The organism is Vibrio ostreicida, from assembly GCF_013074385.2.
Taxonomy (GTDB): Bacteria; Pseudomonadota; Gammaproteobacteria; order Enterobacterales; family Vibrionaceae; genus Vibrio; species Vibrio ostreicida.
Genome location: NZ_JABEYA020000005.1, coordinates 25,517 through 43,061, shown reverse-complemented (window position 1 = coordinate 43,061; position 17,545 = coordinate 25,517). Strand labels below are relative to the sequence as shown.

Genomic DNA, 17,545 nt, shown 5'->3' with positions numbered 1-17,545 from the left:
ACTTAGTCGTTATTGGAACCAAAATGGCCAACTGGTCTGTACCAATTTCAATCTACACACTAGAGTGGCTTTATGACGGTTTAATGATTGAGTAATGACAATTTGATTCTTTAACAAGCACCGTGTCCTAATATGGGAAACTCCGTTTATAAAAATGTATATCGACCATTTAGACGAACATCGCGCACTTTTTCTATGGCATCTCGATGTGCGTACCGCGTCACTCGCTAGGCTCTCACTTTGTCTTCAACACTCAAGGAACGCGCATTATTCCAGTCACGATTTCAACCGTGGCTTTCAGGGTGTTTTTTTATGTCTTTTCCTAGGTGTGTCAATCAATCTTACTCAGTATCACCGCCGAACTTGTGACAGAAAATATCAATGAGTTATTGTTTATATGGAATTTCCTTCATCCACACTGGCACCAAACCAGACATCTCTCACCGTTTGGATATTAAAGTTTTATGAATTTGTCGCCCCTCGGGTTTACGGTGCAATTTCTTCCCTGATAGAGTAAAAATAAATCTGGTATACACCAAATTGTGAGAACTGTGATGAACAATGACTATTTACTCCTGACTCCGGGCCCCCTCTCGACCACCCAAAGCGTACGCAACGCCATGCTCAAAGACTGGTGTACATGGGATGATGACTACAATATTGATATTGTTGAGGTGATCCGCCATAAACTGGTTTCACTGGCCACCGACGCCAACGGCTATAGCTGCGTCCTGATGCAAGGCAGCGGCACTGCTTCGGTCGAAGCCACCATCGGCAGCGCCATCAGCGCACAGGGAAAATTGCTGGTAATAAACAACGGAGCGTACGGCACACGTATTCAACAGATCGCCCAAGCCCTTTCTATCCCCTGTCATGTGGTTTCCTGTGGTGAAACATCACCGCCAGACTTGAACGCAATCAACACCGCCTTGGCCTCCGATCCGGCGATCACCCATGTTGCCCTGGTCCACTGTGAGACCACCACGGGGATGCTCAACCCAATCGACGCCATCATCCACATCGCCAAGCGACATAAAAAAACCGTGATACTCGATGCCATGTCCAGTTTTGGCGGTATCGGGTTCGACCTCGCTGAAATGGGCGTCGACTTTATGATCAGCTCGGCCAATAAATGCATACAGGGCGTACCGGGTTTTGGTTTTGTGATCGCCAAAACCAGCCAATTGGAGCAATGCCGTGGCCAAGCACGCTCGTTAACGTTAGATCTTTATGACCAGTGGCAATGCATGCAGACCCATCATGGTAAATGGCGTTTCACCTCCCCGACGCACGCCGTCCATGCGTTTTACCAAGCTCTACAGGAGCTAGAACAAGAAGGCGGCATTGAGGCCCGTTATCAACGTTATCACACCAACCAGACCAAGCTGGTAAGTGGGTTACGCGCCCTTGGCTTCCGCCCACTGCTCAGCCAAGATCTGCACTCACCCATTATTACGTCATTTCATTCTCCTGACAGTGCCGACTATCGCTTCAAAGACTTTTATCAACGCCTCAAAGCGCAAGGGTTTGTGATTTATCCAGGTAAGGTGTCCGAAGCGGACTGTTTTCGGATTGGTAATATTGGTGATGTCCACCCAGACGACATTGAGCGTCTGATCGAGGCGGTCAAACAAGCAATGTACTGGCACAGCCCACAGGTATCGGTATGAGTTCCCATCATCACTCTTTGCGTAGCGAAGGGGACATCAACACGACACCTGCGCGTCAGGCGTGGCATGCCTCCCACGACGACCCAGTGACTCAACAGCTCCTGCAGCGTGACGCCGAGATTTTTTTGCATCAAGCAATGTCGACGCCGTGTCTTAACGCACTGACTGGCGCGCAAGGTATCTACCTAGAAGATACCGCGGGGAAACACTACATGGACTTTCACGGAAACAGCGTCCATCAGCTCGGCCATGGCCACCCTGAGGTGATCAAACGGGTTACCGAACAAATCGCCGAATTGCCCTTTGCGCCGCGTCGTTTTACGCATCAGACCGCGATTACGTGTGCCGAAAAACTGACCCAGATCTGCGGTGGTCAATTGAACCGCGTGCTGTTTGCGCCTGGCGGAACGTCGGCCATCAGCATGGCGCTCAAACTGGCTCGCCACGTCACGGGTCACTACAAAGTCGTGTCGCTTTGGGATGCCTTTCACGGCGCATCCCTCGACGCCATTTCCGTCGGCGGTGAAGCGTGCTTTCGTCATGGAATGGGGCCATTGATGGCTGGGGTTGAGCGCATCCCACCTCCGGTCTCCTATCGAGGTGCGCTACCGTCTCCAGATGGTGGCGATGTCCACTATGCTGACTATCTCGAATACGTCATCGAAAAAGAAGGCGGTATTGGTGCTTTTATTGCCGAAAGCGTACGAAACACTGATGTTCAGGTTCCCAGCAAAGCCTATTGGAAACGTATACGGGAAATCTGCGACAAACATCAGGTGATGTTGATCATCGACGACATTCCTAACGGCATGGGACGCAGCGGCGAATGGTTTACCTATCAGGCCTATGGGATTGAACCGGATATCCTTTGCATCGGAAAGGGCTTAGGTGGCGGCTTAGTACCAATGGCGGCAATGATCACTCAAGACAAATACAACACCGCTGGGGAAGTTTCCCTTGGGCACTTCACTCACGAAAAGAGTCCGATTGGCTGCGCTGCTGCGCTCGCCACCATTGACGTCATAGAACGTCAGGGCCTGCTTGATAAGGTGAAAAGAGACAGTGAGTTCGTACGCAAAACACTGCTCGATATGAAAGCTCGCTATCCATTAATCGGCGATGTACGTGGGATTGGTCTGTTATGGGCGATCGAATTGGTCACCGACCGCATCAGCGGTGAGCGTGCTTTCGATGAAGCAGAGGCCGTGCTCTATGAGTGCTTAAAACAGGGAGTAAGCTTCAAATTGTCACAGGGTAACGTAATTCAACTGAGTCCACCGCTGATCATCACCCGTCCACAATTGAGCGATGCACTAAAGATTATTGACGCAGCCATTGCCAGCGCTTGTAAACACGACCATTATATCCAAAAAAATAGAATTCACCCCCTAATAGCTGACAAGGACACACAACATGACTGACACGCGCGCCTCTGTACAGGCAGTGATTTTTGACTGGGCTGGGACCATCGTTGATTTCGGCTCTTTTGCGCCAACCAGTATCTTTGTTGAAGCCTTCAAGCAAGGCTTTAACTTCGAGATTACCATTGAGCAGGCACGCCAGCCGATGGGGCTTGGAAAATGGGACCACATCAAAGCAGTCGGAAAACTGCCTGACGTAGACAAGGCATGGCAGGCACAGTTTGGTCATACGATAACCGATAACGAAGTCGATCACCTTTACGCCACTTTTATGCCACTGCAAAAAGACAAAGTCGCTGACCACGCTCAACCGATTTTGAATGCGATTGAGGTCGTTGACGCTCTCAGGAAGCAGGGGATAAAAATCGGTTCTTGCTCGGGATACCCGCGTGAGGTCATGGACATTCTGATCCCCGTCGCCGCTGACTACGGCTACAAACCTGATTGTATAGTGGCCACCGATGATCTCATGCACGGCGGGCGCCCAGCGCCATTTATGGCCCTACAAAACGTGATTGAACTGGGCGTTACTGACGTCAATAGTTGCATCAAAGTTGACGACGCCATTCCCGGTATTGAGGAAGGCCACAACGCAGGTATGTGGACCGTCGGTCTGCTGCTTTCTGGAAACGAAGCCGGCCTCACGCTGGCTGAATTTGAGGCCGCCGATCAAGAAACACTCGATATCGCCAGAGCACGCGCGACCGAAAAGCTGCTGACCTGCGCCCCACATTACCTCATTGATACCATTGCCGAGCTGCCAGATGTCGTCAAAGATATTGAGCGCCGCCTTCAAAGTGGTGAACGGCCATAGACTTATGGCCGATTGTGTTGGCCCTGTTGTTTGATCAGCCGCACCGCTACGCAAGCCTTGAAGTCCAATATCGCCGCTTTTCTTACACGACTGACAGGAGCTGACACGACGCTTAGTCAGTCTTGCCCTCGCCGCCTATAACGCCATTGATGTTCTCTTCCACTATGGGTTGATGGTTAATAAGGGGTTAGGTCAGAACCGAACCCAAGGTTAAAATGCATTTATTGCCCTTGGTATTTAGGAATAAACATGAACAAATCACAACGGCTGTTTGCCCTTTTAACATTACTGCGAGCTCGGCGCTATGCCGTCACGGCGCGCGATCTTGCCGAGGCAATGCACGTCAGTCAACGCACCCTTTATCGAGATATTCAATCACTGATCGCCGCGGGTGTGCCCATCTGCGGCGAAGCGGGGGTCGGCTATCTGTTGCAATCTGGCGCGCACCTGCCACCATTGATGTTCACTGAAAAGGAAATGATGGCATTGGAACTGGGGATGAGAATGGTTCGAGGCTGGTCCGATCAAGAACTGGCTGAAGCGTCGCGTTCGGCCTCTGCGAAAATTCACTCGGTGTTGCCTGATGCACGGAAACAACAGGTAGAAAACCTGCCACTCTTAGTGCCTGATAGCCATCTTCAATCCGACACGTCCATCCACAGCCAAATGCTCAGGCACGCAACCGATCAAAAATATAAGGTCGAGGTGGTTTACATCGCTAACAATCACACGACAACGCAGCGTCGCCTGCAACCACTCGGTCAGATGTTTTGGGGCAAAGTATGGACATTGATCGCGTGGTGCGAACTCAGACAAGACTATCGTCAGTTTCGGATCGATCGCATCCAAACGTTGACCATTGTCGATGAAGCCTTCGCTACAAGCGCGACCCGCTCCCTGCGACACTATGTCTCATTGCATGCGCCTCAAGACCGTCTCCAGTGACGACGCAATGCGCCATCTACGCCAACAGCAAGATTTTAAGCTCAGTGAGCGAGCTGACCGTATAGTTGGGCGTGATCTCCGCAATGGGACGATGCTGGTTCTCATTTAACCAACAGGTATCAAACCCAAAATTCAACCCGCCCAGAATGTCAGAATACGGATTATCACCGACCATCAGCACCTTACTTTTGTCCGGATAGCCCATTTTCTCCAGTGCATAAGAAAAAATGCCTGCATCCGGTTTAGCAACGCCAACCTGCTCGGAAATGATCACGTGTTCAAAGTAAGAATCCATCCCAGTGCGTTGCAGACGAATCGCCTGTAATTCCTTAAAACCGTTAGTAATAATACCCAGCTTGGCTTTTCCGTACAGCCCTTCAATCAGGGCCTGAGCACCCGGTAACAAGGTACAGATCTCCGCCATGGCACTCAAGAAAGCACGATTGAGTTCGTCGGTCGTGGTCCCCAGTTGCTGCGCCCATCCTTCAAAACGGCGCTGTTTCAACTCTGCCGCAGTAATAGTGCCGTTTTGGTACTCTACCCACAGTGGCTTATTGACCTCTTGGTAGCGGGCGTATTCGGCCTCACCAAAATCTACCCCTTTATGAGAGAACATTCGCTGCATCCCTTTAAAAGCGTCGAAATGGAAAAGGGTGTCGTCAGCATCAAATAAAATCCAGTCGTACTTCATGGTTCTCTCCTTTCAATTCGCCCCAATTGTAGATTGTTTTTTTAAAGATGATAATCTAGAAAATAAGAAACTCATTGTTTACCTAGGCTCAACTTTATGCCTTCATTTACAACCATTCCTATCTTTGTCGCCGTTGTCGAAAGCGGCAGCTTCTCCGCCGCAGCCGATAAACTTCACATCACCAAATCTGCTGTCAGCAAACGCATCAGCCAACTAGAAGACAGTCTTGGGATGCGCTTACTCAACCGAACCACCCGCAAACTGAGCCTGACCGAAGCGGGTCAACGCTACTATGAACACGTCGCACACGCACTGGCGCTTGCCCAGCAAGGGATTGATGCGGTGTCCGAATTGCAAGGTAAGCCTAGCGGGAAACTCAACATCACCGCCCCAATGTCGTTTGGTGTGCTTCATCTCGCCCCACTGGTCGCGGAGTTTTTGTCACTCTACCCCGACCTTGAGATAGACCTGTCACTGGATGACCAAATGGTGGACTTGGTCGATGGCCGTTTTGATCTTGGTATCCGCATTGGCCATTTGCCCGAATCGAATTTGGTGGCGAAAAGGCTAACGACCTGCCGCAGCGTACTGTGCGCCTCACCAGATTACCTCGCCCGTTATCCTGAACCAGACAAGCCCAGCGATCTTATTCAGCATAACTGTCTGCGCTATCGCTATTATCGTGGTGGTAGCGAGTGGGTCTTCAACCGAGCAAAAGAAACGTTTCGCGTGATTCCCAATGGCAAATTGGTGGTTAACAATAGCGAGGCGATCCGCCGAGCTCTGCTCGAAGGTTTGGGGATTGGCCAGCTGCCGACCTTTATTGCCGCTAAAGACTTACGCGCGGGCACACTCCGCCCAATAATGCAGGCTTATCAATTACCTCAACATGCCGTTTACGCCGTATTTGCCCAACGCAAACACCTACCACTAAAAGTACGCGCCTTCATTGAATTTGTGGCCCAAAAACTGGGCCCAGACACGCCATATTGGGATAACCTGCCAATCGCCGATTCCCTCACGGCAAACCAAGCCAACGTGTAAAACGATCACCAGCGCACAAAATGCGCAAATTGTCTCTAGCCCTGACTCTTTTGAGTCTCATTTCGATTATGCTGGAGTCGTCATAGTAATCAGGAAGTGAACCATGAAAAAAATTGCAGTCATACTCAGCGGCTCGGGTGTGTTTGATGGCGCCTAAATTCATGAAGCGGTTTTAGCCCTTCATGCCATTGAGAAACAGGGCGCGAGCTGGCACTGCTTCGCCCCCAACATTGAACAACATCACGTCATAAACCACCTCACCGGTGAAGACATGGCCGAAACCCGCAACGTGCTGACCGAATCGGCGCGGATCGCACGCGGTAATATCGAGGACCTCGCTCACCTGAATACCAACGACTATGACGCGCTGCTTTTGCCAGGTGGATTTGGCGCAGCCAAAAACCTCTCCAACTTTGCCCTTGCTGGCGCTGAATGCCAAATCAACGCCGAGGTCGCCACCGCATGTCGCGCTTTTGCCGCAGCGAGAAAACCCGCGGGTTATCTGTGCATTGCGCCTGCGTTGATTCCTCTGGTGTATCCTAACGGCGTTCAAGGCACCATAGGCAACGACCTCGCTACAGCACAAGGCTTCACGGCACTCGGGGGTGAACACATTGATTGTGCGGTGGATGAGTATGTTTTTGATCAGGAACACCGAGTCTTGTCTACCCCCGCCTACATGTTGGCCGGATCGTTAACCGAAGCCGCCGCCGGTATCGACAAATTGGTTAAAAAGCTGGTCAATCTCGCGTAATTCGGGCAGCCATCGCCGACCTTTGCCCGCACCTTGTATTACCCCTATCAGGGACGGGCTTTACGCTGCCTCTCATCACTGCCATTTCCCCAATCTATGACCGCCATCACAAGAGCAACTTTGTTCGATTTATCATCAAGCTCGCACTTGCTTCAGATCAATTTTTTGCCGTTCAAGCAATGCGATGGTATCGCCATTACGCATCCCTCTTCGACTCGGAGCAAACCATGACAAGTGCATTTTTTATTCCCACAACCAACCTGATGGGCGCAGGCTGTTTAGAAGAAGCATTACAAGCCGTACACGCTCAAGGCTTTAAAAAAAGCCTCATTGTGACTGACGCTGTCCTCAACCAGATGGGGCTGGTAACACAAGTTCAGAATACGCTCTCGGCCCTTCAAGTTGACAGCGCGGTGTTTGATGGCACCCAGCCAAACCCAACCATAGAAAACGTGACTCACGGACTGGAAGTGCTCCAGTACCATCAGTGTGATTGCGTGATTTCTCTTGGAGGTGGCTCCCCCCATGACTGCGCCAAAGCCATTGCTTTAGTGGCAACCAATGGCGGCCACATCCGTGACTATGAAGGGGTAGACCGGTCAGCCAAACCCATGCTACCGCTGATCGCGATTAACACCACCGCGGGCACCGCCTCGGAAATGACCCGTTTTTGCATAATCACCGACGAGGCGCGTCACATAAAAATGGCGATCGTTGACAAGCACACCACCCCATTAATGTCGGTCAATGACCCCCTACTGATGTTGGCAAAACCAAAATCGTTGACCGCCGCCACTGGCATGGACGCACTCACCCATGCCATTGAGGCGTATGTTTCGGTTGCATCCACCCCCATCACTGACGCCGTTGCTATCAAAGCCATCGAACTGATCCAAGCCCATCTGCGTACCGCCGTCGATGAAGGCGATGATATTCATGCTCGCAAGCAAATGGCCTATGCCCAATTCATGGCTGGGATGGCGTTCAACAATGCGTCTTTAGGTTATGTCCACGCAATGGCGCATCAATTAGGTGGATTCTATGACCTCCCCCATGGCGTATGTAATGCCATTTTGCTCCCTCATGTGCAGCGCTACAATGCCGAAGTGTGCCCAGAACGCCTACGCGATGTAGCCAAAGCCATGCAAGTCGATGTACAGGGAATGAACGCCACCCAAGGCGCGAACGCGGCGATTGACGCCATTATGCAGCTCGCTAGCGATATCGGTATCCCCAATGGAATCAGTGAATTAGGGGCCAAAATGGAGGATATCCCCCTGTTGGCCGAACACGCACTCAACGATGCCTGTGGCCTCACTAACCCCAAGCAGGCCACTCACAAAGAGATCTCAGCCATCTTTGCAGCTGCGATGTAATCGCGAAAACAAGGACAGCCGCCGTTTACACATCGTAAATCACGGTGCCTGTCCTTGTTATTCTAAAAAATGGAATTGTCCCAAGCATGAATCGTCCAGGTCATTGTACTGATAGTGCAGAGGTGGAGTCGTTCTTCCATACGCTTAAAGGCGACATAATTAGGAAAAATAGCTTTAAAAGTGAGAAGCCGCTTAGAGATAAGCTTGTCGGTTATATCCAGCATTTTTATAACCGTAATAGACTGCACTCAAGTCTTGGATATCGCAGCCCGCATGAATATGAAGTCATGACGGGTTAAAGAAAATAGGGTGTCCATTTTATCGGGTGAAGATCATGGTAAAACCGTCGCTTCGCTCTGGTATTACCACCGGTGTTTGCGGCGTTATACGCCAAAGATGGGATTCACATCCATGGTTTTATGCAAGATTCTGATGATCTGGATATTTTGGCTACCAGTTTGTTGGTAAAAAATAACATGACTCCCTTGTGGAAACTTTCGGTAGTTTTCTCTGATTTCATCACAAGCTTTACCGATATCAGGATTTTCAGCGAGTAGCCAAAATGATTCATCAAATTGTTCAAGGTAAAGATTTCGTTGCTCTCTGCCCCACTTGCGAGAAGTAAACAAGGCCATATCTTTTAAATCGGATTTTGCCCTATTGGTTAGTTGGAATGGTTTCATTTCTTTCTTCGCTATCGAGTTCACTGATAAACGAATCAAGGTCATAATCAGCCATGCCGCTTTCTTCACCTTCAACGAGCAGTTGTCGTAAAGTGTTCATTTTCGTTTCTTGTGTTTCAAGTAAACGTAGAGCGGAACGAATCACTTCACTTGCTGAGCTATAGCGTCCACTTTGGATTTGGCTGCTAATAAAACCATCAAAGTGTTCGCCGAGAGTGATGCTAGTATTTTTAGCCATTGCAAACCTCTAATACCAAATAGTACCTAATTATGGTATTAATTTGAGATGTTCGCAAGTGGCGCTTAATACATATGAGCCTTCCGCCTGTCAATAGGCAATTGGCTTGCCTTCTCCACTCCCTCGCTGTGTATCCGTACAGTTTATTAGCTTTGAGTGTGGTTTGAGTACGAAGAAGTGGCTTGTTTTGTTGAGTGCTTAGTCTCGCTTTGTCGATAGAGGATTTAATAAGTCATTGTTCATTAGGGGATTTGTGATGATCATATCTTAGATAATACGCACTGTTAAAAAGTGATAACACGCACGCTCGTTTTTATATGATGACAGAATGTATAGTTTGATATATTTACTTTAATTTTAAGTGGCTTATGATAGGTTGATGGTAAGTCAGGCAGACAGAAAACGAGACTGCCTGTTATTAAGAATGTTAAGTGTCTTAGGAGCGAGAAGTTGCGTGATCCCGAAAGATTAGATGAATTACTTGGTTTGATTCACACCTTATGGAAAGAAGATGAAGATCTACGATTCAATCAGCTAATTTATAACCTGCAAAGGGAGTTTAGCTTTTTGAACAACAATCTCGGTAAGGTTGTTGAAAAATCGGTGGATGGTTTTGAGTCTGTTGGGTTTGATTTTTTCAATGTTGAGGATGGCTTGTTTATAGAGTTTTTAAAGCAAAAAGTTTCTGAGTCAAACACTTAACAAGGCCATTAAGCCGGATTCGTGACAGTTGGCTCGGTTCCGCTTCGCTACACATTTTAGCCAACTGTTACTCACCGCTTATGGTGGCGTTATGCGCTTAGGAGGAAAAATGGAAATGTTAACTGGCTCATGTCTATGTGGAAAAATTGGAATTGAAGTCCCAGATGATTTTGATTATATGGGAAATTGTCATTGCTCTGAGTGTCGTAAATTTACTGGCTCGGATTACTCATCAGTTGGTGGAATTTCATCGTCAAAATTTGTTTTTACAAAAGGTGAGGAGTTTGTTTCCATTTACTCTAAAAGTGAAGAAACAGAATTAGCATTTTGTAAGTGTTGCGGTTCAAGCTTATTTTCTAGAAAAATCACCGGTGGTAAACATAATATTCGTTTAGGTATTCTGGATAGCACACCAACGCATAAACCTAACTTTCATATCTTTGTTGCTTCAAAAGCTCCTTGGTTTGATATTAATGATGGCCTTAAGCTGTTTGATAAAGGTCCAGTAAAATAGTGGGGAACTGATAGAGCGCGCATAACAAAACCATCAACACGATGCTTATAACATTCGGCGTTTTTGGTTTGGAGTATAATTGGTTTGGAAAGTTGGTCGTCAGCACGTGTTATGGCGGCGTTATGCGTCGGGAAGCTAAATGAAAGATTACACACCATACAATATGGCATTTGCATGTTTTGATTGCTTTAAGTCCTTCAAGCGCGAATTTGTTCTAACAGATGGTGTTCCAGTAGAGTTGGTATGCCCTAATTGTGGAGGAACTTCTTATAATTTGGGGCGTCACATTAAAACCCCGAAGAAAACAGATAAGAAACAATGGCAAAAGGTTAAATTCTTGTTTGATAATGGTTTTAGGTTTCAAAAAATAAGAATTGGCCCTAAAGACAAAGATACAGTGCCATACCCCGAAACTTTAGAACAAGCAAAAGAGTTTGTAGTAAATATAAACAATATGCTATTAAATAAAACACATAACAAAAACGTTAAATACGCTCCCTATCGGTCGCCGGACTCCGCGTTGCTCCGCCGTTTACGTGGGCGTTAGCACTCAGATCGAGCTATGAACTACATACAGGAAAATACGTCAAAGGTTCGCTTCTATACGAGTATGAATGATGTGGCTCGTTGGCTTGAAATCGATCTTGAAGATTACGATTGGCATATTTCCGATATTGAGGGGGCGTGGCCAGAACTAGATGATCCATCATGGGTGCGAGGCGAAGCTCTATCTTCGAAGCTTCAGGAATATGATTATCAATTTGTCTGGTCGGTAATTTCTGCCTTTCCGAAAAATACGGAGCCATTTATCACTGACGAGCCGTTTGCTGATGGTAACCAAGGGTTCTGGCAAGGTGAGCCAGAAAAACAGCTTAAAAACTCCCTGTTTGAAATTGTATGCTGGGATAGTAGTGCAACCCTATTCATCGGGTTATCCGATGTCTTGGGTAATAAGCTTTTAGCGAATGCTCCAGGTGTCAAAGATTTAAACAAAGAGAATGCGCAGCGTCAGTGCTAACAAGGCGTTTAAACGGAACTAAAACAGTTGGTTAGGTTCCGCTTAACGCGGCGCTGGCGGATCCCCTCATAAATCCCCCAACCCACAGGTATGCGTTAGGCGCTGATATTCCGCCATTGCCCAATGATATTGGGACTTTTGTATTCGGTATCTCCGATGGCAACGTACTGCCTTACCAAGCCTAGGAATGGAGAGCACCCGACGATACTTGATGGTGTTGGCTTGGAAGTCATAATGCCATTTAGCTTGCATGGCGATTAAGCCATTCCACCACATGATGATTTCGGCCATCAATGCCATAAGCAACAAGATATCAATACGTTTGGTGCAACGTGTTCGGTTATGGCGGAGCGCCAACCCGTAGGCTGGACTTTTTAGATCTCGGAATGACTCTTCAATTTGCATTCTTTTGGCGTACAAACGGGTTATTTTAATGCCGTTAAGTACATGGATGGGGATGTTAGTGACCAGAAGCCAAGATTCTTTTGCTCCTTTATGGAACACTTTGCCTGCCGAGTGTTTCTGGCACGTTCGGCTGTGCCAATGGGCTTTTCTGCCTTTTGGCGGGGTTTTCTTTTGGTTTTTATTTTCTTATTTTATTTTGACAGTTAAATGTAATCATATAACATAACTGACATAGTAAACTCACAAGGATAAAGTGCATGACCTATAAATCAAATAACAATAAAACAAATATCATGATTAAGCTATTAATAGCAATCTTATTATTTTACACATTCCCCTTATCGGCAAATGAACATCCACCGTCAAATAACAAACCTGAAAGTCAAGCAGCATTAAACACATTGAAGCGCATTACGTCTTGGACATGGGAAGAGGAAGTATCGGCATTATTGCAAGACTATAATAATATTGACTACAGCAGTATAAATGCCAATTATGTTATTAATGACCTTAACATGCATCGATGGGGGCAAAAGATAACCGACTTTTTAGATTTAGCAACATTGTTATTATCATTTCAATCAGAACAGTACCAGAAAAGCGTTCAACTTGAATTCGATCAAGCCAAATTTACTATAAACAGTATTAGATACAATATCAATCAGATCGTACTCAGCGTACATCCGAGTTTTGACTTGAACAATCATGAACTTAAAAATAAATATAAAGGTTCAAATGTAAACATAGCGGTATTTGATTTATTTGATCCTTTGTTACTTGAGAAACAGATTGAACACTATCCCAGTGCAAATATAGAAGCAATACAGAATTTCGGCGATCCTGTACAACTTAATCATGGCAATTCGGTTATTGATATTATTCTCGCCATTGCGCCTCAGGCCACAATTATCCCCATAAGCGCGGAATCCAATACCTACCACCAAGCCATGACTTACCTTGAAAGTAGAACGGACATTCACGTCATCAATATGAGCCGCGCATTTTCTGCTGTTGATAACCAGTTAGACCCACAATTTTCACAACAATTAAGCAATATACTCAGCCGGACAATCGTCACCAAATCTCTTGGTAATACAGGGACTGATTTAGATGAGAATGTGACACCATTAAGGCAAAGTCTTGACTTAGAGGCTACCGGAAATTTATTTTCTTATGATTTAGCATTAATTAAAGAATTTTTGCCAACGATTAACACCAATACGGATAACCTATTGCTGGCCATCAATCTAGACACTTTTGCTCATCAAATCGCATTAAGTGCGACTATTCCTGGCCATAACACTTTGGCAATATCAAGAAGTCTAAGCATACCCGCTGACGCGGTATACACTTGGTCCACTGGTAATTTTGAGTCAGGAAGTTCTTTTGCTGCCCCACAATTAGCCGCTATAAGTGCATTATTATGGCAAGCTTATCTAGAAAACCATCCTCAACAAGCAACACATGGACCCAACAAGGTAGCCCAAGCACTCAAAATAAATACACGTCCTTCTGACTTAGGTTCATTCAATACGGGATTAGGATTGGTTGATGCTGATAAAGCATTAGAATATCTCTTGGGCCGTCAATGAACTATCTCAAAATAAATGCAACGAGATGAGAGACAAAATTCGCTCACAAGCGACGAATCAATAAGGGCAAGTCTTACTTTTTAGCCAAGATAGCCGCCCAGTCGTGGGCGGCCTTATTGATACAATCTGATAGGATGTAAGCCGTTACTTTTTTGCAACTCAAGTAAAAAAGTAGAACAAGAAAAACAAGGACAGGTACGATACACGCGGATGATCTCAAGTGAGTATGTCAGCGCATTCTGCTTTGCTCCCAGTTAGAAAACGTTTCCAAATAATGCTCAAATGAGCAATTTTGTACAAAAGCTGAAAGAGCCTATAGAGTAGACTGATAAGTCGCTCGATAATTAACAGGCTTGAGAATGACCATGGAGAACAAGAAACACTCTAAAGAAAAGGCCGAGTATAAGATTACCGAAGAGCTCGGTGGCCTTGAAATCCTGAATGCCGAATATGAAAATCAAAACTTTTCACGTCACAGCCATGAGGGTTATACCTTGGGTGTTATTGAGCAAGGCGCTCAGCGTTTCTATCGTACGGGCGGCCATCATATCGCCCCCCAAGATGCCATTATTCTGGTGAATGCCGACGACGTTCATAGCGGTCATTCTGCCACTGAGGGGGGATGGGCGTATCGTGCGATGTACCCACTTCCAGAGCAACTCGCCAAGATCACTCAAGAGCTTAACCTACCGAACTACGGTGCACCCTATTTCCCAAAAGCCGTTGTTGAAGACCCTGAACTCGCTAGCCAGCTGAGGTTGGTATTTAATACGATTGAAGAGTCCGATAATCGCCTATTGCGAGAAACCTTGATGTATGGGATGTTGGTTAAGCTGATTAGCCGATATGGTAAATCGCGTCTTAAACACCAGTTAGATGGGAAAACTCAACGTCAGCTTGTTCTGGTGAAAGAGTTCTTAGATGACTTTCCACAAGCTGATGTGTCCTTAGAGGAGCTGTCTAAACTGGCGGCTTTAAGCCCGTTTCATTTAGTGCGTTCGTTTCAAAAAGAGTTTGGCCTTCCGCCCCATGCGTATCAGATCCAATCTCGGCTAAGGCTTTCTCGTCAGTTATTAAAACAAGGCCATACCATTTCAGATACTGCTCAAGAGTGTGGCTTTCACGATCAAAGCCATTTTCATCGACACTTCAAAAAGGCCAATGGATACACGCCGGGGCAATACATCAAAATGCGCTAAGTTAGTGGGGTGAATGAGGCCATGAAATCGAGCAAGTTCGTACAATAGAACTGGCTCGGATATTTTTACATTGAAGAACCAATGTGAAGAGAGAACAGAATAATATGAGTAATGTAAAGATGGAACGGCGCACTCAGTTATGGCGGGGCGTTTTAGCGGGAATGCCCTTGAGTATTGCGGTTATACCTTGGGGTATTTTAGCGGGCTCATATGCGATGGAAGCCGGATTGAATCAACTTCAGGCGCAAGCGATGTCCGCTATTTTGTTTGCAGGTTCAGCGCAACTTGTCGCTGCAGGCATGTTCAAAGCGGGAATTGGCCTTGGGACCATGCTACTGACTACCTTGTTCATCACCTCTAGGCACTTTTTATATAGCGTATCGATGCGTGACAAAATCAGGCACCTTCCAGCTCGTTGGCGTCTATTGCTTGGGTTTTGGCTTACGGACGAACTGTTTGCAGTATGCAGTGGGCAATCTCAACAAGCGTTTAATCGTTGGTACGCTGCGGGTGTGGGTGGTGGCTTTTACCTTGTTTGGAATATCGCGAGTTTTGTTGGCATCATCGCGGGAAGCCAAATTCCTTCACTTAACGAGATTGGGCTAGATTTCGCGGTCGCCGCAACCTTTATTGCTTTGGTTTTCCCATTAATCCGGACCTTACCAGCCATGGTGTGTGTTGTCGTGTCACTGGTCACTTCGGTTGCAATGTCGGTGAACAATATTGAGGGTGGCTTTATGATCGCCGCTATTGCTGGGATGTTAGCGGGTGTGTTCAGCGAATCGTTTCAAGAAGGTAATAACGGTAGAAAGCCAATCATGGAAGGAAAATAGAGATGATTTGGTCAACGATATTACTCATGACAGCCATTGTTTTTGTTAGCCGCTATCTGTTCCTAGAGCCTGCAGTACCACTCCGACTCAATCAAACCGCTAGACGCCTATTGCGCTACTCAAGCCCAGCTGTGCTGACGGCGATTTGGGGGCCAATTGTCTTTGCTCCTGAACAAACATTTTGGCCAAACCTTGAGAACCCTTACTTGATAGGCGCAGTGATCACAGGTCTGTTGATTTGGAAAACTGGCAATGTGCTACTTGCGATCGGCGTAAGTATGGGTGTGTTTTTGTTTTATAACCTTGTCGCGGTGGATTACCTGTTCTCTTGAACTTCAACTCTGGCTTTATGTTTCTCCCATAATTTAGGCGGTATAACTATGATGACTTGTTATGTTCGATATGTCATTGCCCCTCGAAAATAGGCACGAAAAAAGAAAAAAAGCAAAGAAAACAAGGACAGCCACCCTATACGCATCCTAGATCACCGCGCCTGTCCTTGGAGTTTACCGCTTGAAATGATACCCATTTCATATACGATTTGTATAGGGGTTAAGTCATGGGTATCGTGAAAATTTCAGAGAGCCTCCACGAAGAGCTTCGTAAAGCGAGCGGCGTCATGCATCGCTCTATCAACTCACAAGCCGAATTTTGGATAAAGGTCGGCATGATGGCAGAATTGCACCCAACTCTTAACTTCAACCAATTAGTCTCAGAGCTAATTGCATCAGCGTCAGTCTCAGCCAAAAGTGTCAAACAGGACCAAGGAGCAACGCATGGCTAACCCAGTAACCATAAAAAATGGGCAAGAAATAGAACGAATGAAAGCGTCCGGAAGGCTATTAGCGAACGTATTTTCCGCCTTAGATTCGTATGTGAAACCCGGCCTGTCTACCATGGAGATCAACGACTTTGTTGAGGCATATATTGTCAACGAACTCTGCGCTCGACCTGCCAGCAAAGGGCAATATGGTTACGAGTTTGTCTTAAATTCCTCGATCAATGAGGTGGTTTGCCATGGGGTGCCCAAAAAAACTCAATTTTTGAAAACGTCAGACATCATCAACCTAGATATCACATTAGAAAAGAACGGCTTTATTGCTGACTCAAGCAAAATGTACGTTATGCCTGATGCTTCTCCTATCGCTAAGCGGCTTGTAAAGGTGACATATGACGCCATGTGGGAAGGCATTAAGCAAGTCAAACCGGGTGCACGGCTCGGTGATATTGGCTACGCCATTCAGCAGTACGCCGAATCACACGGATACAGTATTGTAAGGGAGTATTGTGGCCACGGTATCGGCAGAGAGATGCATGAAGCACCTCAAGTATTGCATTATGGCTTGAAAGATTCTGGCCTAACCCTAAAGCAAGGCATGACTTTCACTATCGAACCAATGCTCAATCAAGGCTCTGCAAAGGTCAAAACAAAAAAAGATGGCTGGACCGTGGTCACGAGAGACAAGGCATTGTCCGCTCAATCTGAACATACGATTTTAGTGACAGACGGTGGTTATCAAGTGTTGACGCTTCGTGATGAAGAAAGACGTGAATTGTTCGATATAACGTCAAAATAATACACGCATTACTGCCGGACACATTACGAAAAGCAACGCTCTTTGATCGGATTCGTTGACGGCATAGCC

20 protein-coding genes and 2 pseudogenes are annotated in these 17,545 nt (G+C 46.7%); 18 read left to right on the top strand and 4 right to left on the bottom strand.

Features of this window, described 5'->3' with window-relative positions:
* Positions 1–554 precede the first annotated feature (554 nt).
* The 4 genes from phnW to HLM86_RS09360 all read left to right on the top strand — a co-directional run bounded on the left by phnW (position 555) and on the right by HLM86_RS09360 (position 4,850).
* A complete protein-coding gene (gene phnW, locus HLM86_RS09375) occupies positions 555–1,670 on the top strand; it encodes a 2-aminoethylphosphonate--pyruvate transaminase (protein WP_170882729.1) in 1,116 nt (371 codons plus the stop codon).
* Entirely contained in the window at positions 1,667–3,091 is a 1,425-nt protein-coding gene (locus tag HLM86_RS09370; RefSeq protein WP_170882730.1) for an aspartate aminotransferase family protein, read from the top strand. Before phnW ends, HLM86_RS09370 begins: the two co-directional genes overlap by 4 nt.
* Positions 3,084–3,905, top strand: coding sequence for a phosphonoacetaldehyde hydrolase (gene phnX, locus HLM86_RS09365; protein ID WP_076588885.1), 822 nt, complete (start codon positions 3,084–3,086; stop codon positions 3,903–3,905). The genes HLM86_RS09370 and phnX overlap by 8 nt, the downstream gene beginning before the upstream one ends.
* Before the next feature lie 249 nt (positions 3,906–4,154).
* Positions 4,155–4,850: a helix-turn-helix transcriptional regulator gene (locus HLM86_RS09360; RefSeq protein WP_170882731.1), complete on the top strand. Its 696-nt coding sequence runs from the start codon at positions 4,155–4,157 to the stop codon at positions 4,848–4,850.
* A 16-nt stretch (positions 4,851–4,866) separates the two neighbouring features.
* On the opposite strand, the gene yjjG is transcribed toward HLM86_RS09360, so the two are convergent.
* Positions 4,867–5,541, bottom strand: a complete 675-nt coding sequence (gene yjjG, locus HLM86_RS09355; protein ID WP_076588887.1) for a pyrimidine 5'-nucleotidase — start codon at positions 5,539–5,541, stop codon at positions 4,867–4,869.
* A gap of 96 nt (positions 5,542–5,637) precedes the next feature.
* Between yjjG and HLM86_RS09350 the strand changes: the two genes are divergently transcribed.
* From HLM86_RS09350 to HLM86_RS09335, 4 genes and pseudogenes are all read left to right on the top strand, one after another.
* Entirely contained in the window at positions 5,638–6,585 is a 948-nt protein-coding gene (locus HLM86_RS09350; RefSeq protein WP_170882732.1) for a LysR family transcriptional regulator, read from the top strand.
* Positions 6,586–6,742: 157 nt separating this feature from the next.
* Positions 6,743–7,339: an isoprenoid biosynthesis glyoxalase ElbB gene (gene elbB, locus HLM86_RS09345; RefSeq protein ID WP_290313416.1), complete on the top strand. Its 597-nt coding sequence runs from the start codon at positions 6,743–6,745 to the stop codon at positions 7,337–7,339.
* A gap of 227 nt (positions 7,340–7,566) precedes the next feature.
* A complete protein-coding gene (gene yiaY, locus HLM86_RS09340; protein WP_170882733.1) occupies positions 7,567–8,715 on the top strand; it encodes an L-threonine dehydrogenase in 1,149 nt (382 codons plus the stop codon).
* 56 nt (positions 8,716–8,771) lie between these two features.
* Positions 8,772–9,014, top strand: a pseudogene (locus HLM86_RS09335) (integrase core domain-containing protein); the annotation flags it as partial.
* Between the two features lie 84 nt (positions 9,015–9,098).
* Here the strand turns inward: HLM86_RS09335 and HLM86_RS09330 are convergent.
* Positions 9,099–9,398: a type II toxin-antitoxin system RelE/ParE family toxin gene (locus HLM86_RS09330; RefSeq protein WP_170882734.1), complete on the bottom strand. Its 300-nt coding sequence runs from the start codon at positions 9,396–9,398 to the stop codon at positions 9,099–9,101.
* A complete protein-coding gene (locus HLM86_RS09325) occupies positions 9,373–9,636 on the bottom strand; it encodes a type II toxin-antitoxin system ParD family antitoxin (RefSeq protein WP_076588892.1) in 264 nt (87 codons plus the stop codon). Before HLM86_RS09325 ends, HLM86_RS09330 begins: the two co-directional genes overlap by 26 nt.
* Before the next feature lie 450 nt (positions 9,637–10,086).
* Here HLM86_RS09325 and HLM86_RS09320 point away from each other — a divergent pair, with 450 nt between their 5' ends.
* The 4 genes from HLM86_RS09320 (at position 10,087) to HLM86_RS09305 (ending at position 11,870) form a co-directional block, all read left to right on the top strand.
* Complete coding sequence (locus HLM86_RS09320; protein ID WP_170882735.1) at positions 10,087–10,338, top strand: DUF1040 family protein; 252 nt, start codon at positions 10,087–10,089, stop codon at positions 10,336–10,338.
* Between the two features lie 109 nt (positions 10,339–10,447).
* Complete coding sequence (locus HLM86_RS09315) at positions 10,448–10,852, top strand: GFA family protein (RefSeq protein WP_170882736.1); 405 nt, start codon at positions 10,448–10,450, stop codon at positions 10,850–10,852.
* 139 nt (positions 10,853–10,991) lie between these two features.
* The gene (locus tag HLM86_RS09310; protein WP_175579601.1) at positions 10,992–11,399 is read left to right on the top strand and encodes a hypothetical protein; all 408 of its coding nucleotides are present in this window, start codon (positions 10,992–10,994) and stop codon (positions 11,397–11,399) included.
* A gap of 15 nt (positions 11,400–11,414) precedes the next feature.
* Positions 11,415–11,870 carry a hypothetical protein gene (locus HLM86_RS09305; protein ID WP_143678310.1) on the top strand — a complete coding sequence of 152 codons (456 nt, stop codon included), beginning with the start codon at positions 11,415–11,417 and terminating at the stop codon, positions 11,868–11,870.
* Positions 11,871–11,936: 66 nt separating this feature from the next.
* Here HLM86_RS09305 and HLM86_RS09300 read toward each other — a convergent pair.
* Positions 11,937–12,443, bottom strand: a pseudogene (locus HLM86_RS09300) (transposase); the annotation flags it as partial.
* Positions 12,444–12,532: 89 nt separating this feature from the next.
* Here HLM86_RS09300 and HLM86_RS09295 point away from each other — a divergent pair.
* The 6 genes from HLM86_RS09295 to map all read left to right on the top strand — a co-directional run bounded on the left by HLM86_RS09295 (position 12,533) and on the right by map (position 17,476).
* Positions 12,533–13,867, top strand: a complete 1,335-nt coding sequence (locus tag HLM86_RS09295; protein WP_170882737.1) for a S8 family serine peptidase — start codon at positions 12,533–12,535, stop codon at positions 13,865–13,867.
* 365 nt (positions 13,868–14,232) lie between these two features.
* Positions 14,233–15,066 carry an AraC family transcriptional regulator gene (locus tag HLM86_RS09290; RefSeq protein ID WP_076590756.1) on the top strand — a complete coding sequence of 278 codons (834 nt, stop codon included), beginning with the start codon at positions 14,233–14,235 and terminating at the stop codon, positions 15,064–15,066.
* A gap of 104 nt (positions 15,067–15,170) precedes the next feature.
* On the top strand, positions 15,171–15,899 hold the full coding sequence (locus tag HLM86_RS09285) for an AzlC family ABC transporter permease (RefSeq protein WP_170882738.1): 729 nt from the start codon (positions 15,171–15,173) through the stop codon (positions 15,897–15,899).
* A 2-nt stretch (positions 15,900–15,901) separates the two neighbouring features.
* The gene (locus HLM86_RS09280; RefSeq protein ID WP_076590754.1) at positions 15,902–16,231 is read left to right on the top strand and encodes an AzlD domain-containing protein; all 330 of its coding nucleotides are present in this window, start codon (positions 15,902–15,904) and stop codon (positions 16,229–16,231) included.
* A 227-nt stretch (positions 16,232–16,458) separates the two neighbouring features.
* On the top strand, positions 16,459–16,683 hold the full coding sequence (locus tag HLM86_RS09275; RefSeq protein ID WP_170882739.1) for a ParD-like family protein: 225 nt from the start codon (positions 16,459–16,461) through the stop codon (positions 16,681–16,683).
* Complete coding sequence (map, locus tag HLM86_RS09270; RefSeq protein ID WP_170882740.1) at positions 16,676–17,476, top strand: type I methionyl aminopeptidase; 801 nt, start codon at positions 16,676–16,678, stop codon at positions 17,474–17,476. Before HLM86_RS09275 ends, map begins: the two co-directional genes overlap by 8 nt.
* The last annotated feature ends 69 nt before the right edge of the window (positions 17,477–17,545 follow it).

Coding starts and splice junctions, on each gene's coding strand:
- HLM86_RS09275 (WP_170882739.1), top strand. CDS start 16,459: ATGGGTATCGTGAAAATTTCAGAGAGCCTCCACGAAGAGCTTCGTAAA.
- HLM86_RS09315 (WP_170882736.1), top strand. CDS start 10,448: ATGGAAATGTTAACTGGCTCATGTCTATGTGGAAAAATTGGAATTGAA.
- HLM86_RS09280 (WP_076590754.1), top strand. CDS start 15,902: ATGATTTGGTCAACGATATTACTCATGACAGCCATTGTTTTTGTTAGC.
- yiaY (WP_170882733.1), top strand. CDS start 7,567: ATGACAAGTGCATTTTTTATTCCCACAACCAACCTGATGGGCGCAGGC.
- HLM86_RS09350 (WP_170882732.1), top strand. CDS start 5,638: ATGCCTTCATTTACAACCATTCCTATCTTTGTCGCCGTTGTCGAAAGC.
- HLM86_RS09360 (WP_170882731.1), top strand. CDS start 4,155: ATGAACAAATCACAACGGCTGTTTGCCCTTTTAACATTACTGCGAGCT.
- map (WP_170882740.1), top strand. CDS start 16,676: ATGGCTAACCCAGTAACCATAAAAAATGGGCAAGAAATAGAACGAATG.
- HLM86_RS09310 (WP_175579601.1), top strand. CDS start 10,992: ATGAAAGATTACACACCATACAATATGGCATTTGCATGTTTTGATTGC.
- HLM86_RS09370 (WP_170882730.1), top strand. CDS start 1,667: ATGAGTTCCCATCATCACTCTTTGCGTAGCGAAGGGGACATCAACACG.
- HLM86_RS09290 (WP_076590756.1), top strand. CDS start 14,233: ATGGAGAACAAGAAACACTCTAAAGAAAAGGCCGAGTATAAGATTACC.
- HLM86_RS09285 (WP_170882738.1), top strand. CDS start 15,171: ATGAGTAATGTAAAGATGGAACGGCGCACTCAGTTATGGCGGGGCGTT.
- HLM86_RS09305 (WP_143678310.1), top strand. CDS start 11,415: ATGAACTACATACAGGAAAATACGTCAAAGGTTCGCTTCTATACGAGT.
- phnW (WP_170882729.1), top strand. CDS start 555: ATGAACAATGACTATTTACTCCTGACTCCGGGCCCCCTCTCGACCACC.
- yjjG (WP_076588887.1), bottom strand. CDS start 5,541: ATGAAGTACGACTGGATTTTATTTGATGCTGACGACACCCTTTTCCAT.
- HLM86_RS09295 (WP_170882737.1), top strand. CDS start 12,533: ATGACCTATAAATCAAATAACAATAAAACAAATATCATGATTAAGCTA.
- phnX (WP_076588885.1), top strand. CDS start 3,084: ATGACTGACACGCGCGCCTCTGTACAGGCAGTGATTTTTGACTGGGCT.
- HLM86_RS09325 (WP_076588892.1), bottom strand. CDS start 9,636: ATGGCTAAAAATACTAGCATCACTCTCGGCGAACACTTTGATGGTTTT.
- HLM86_RS09330 (WP_170882734.1), bottom strand. CDS start 9,398: ATGAAACCATTCCAACTAACCAATAGGGCAAAATCCGATTTAAAAGAT.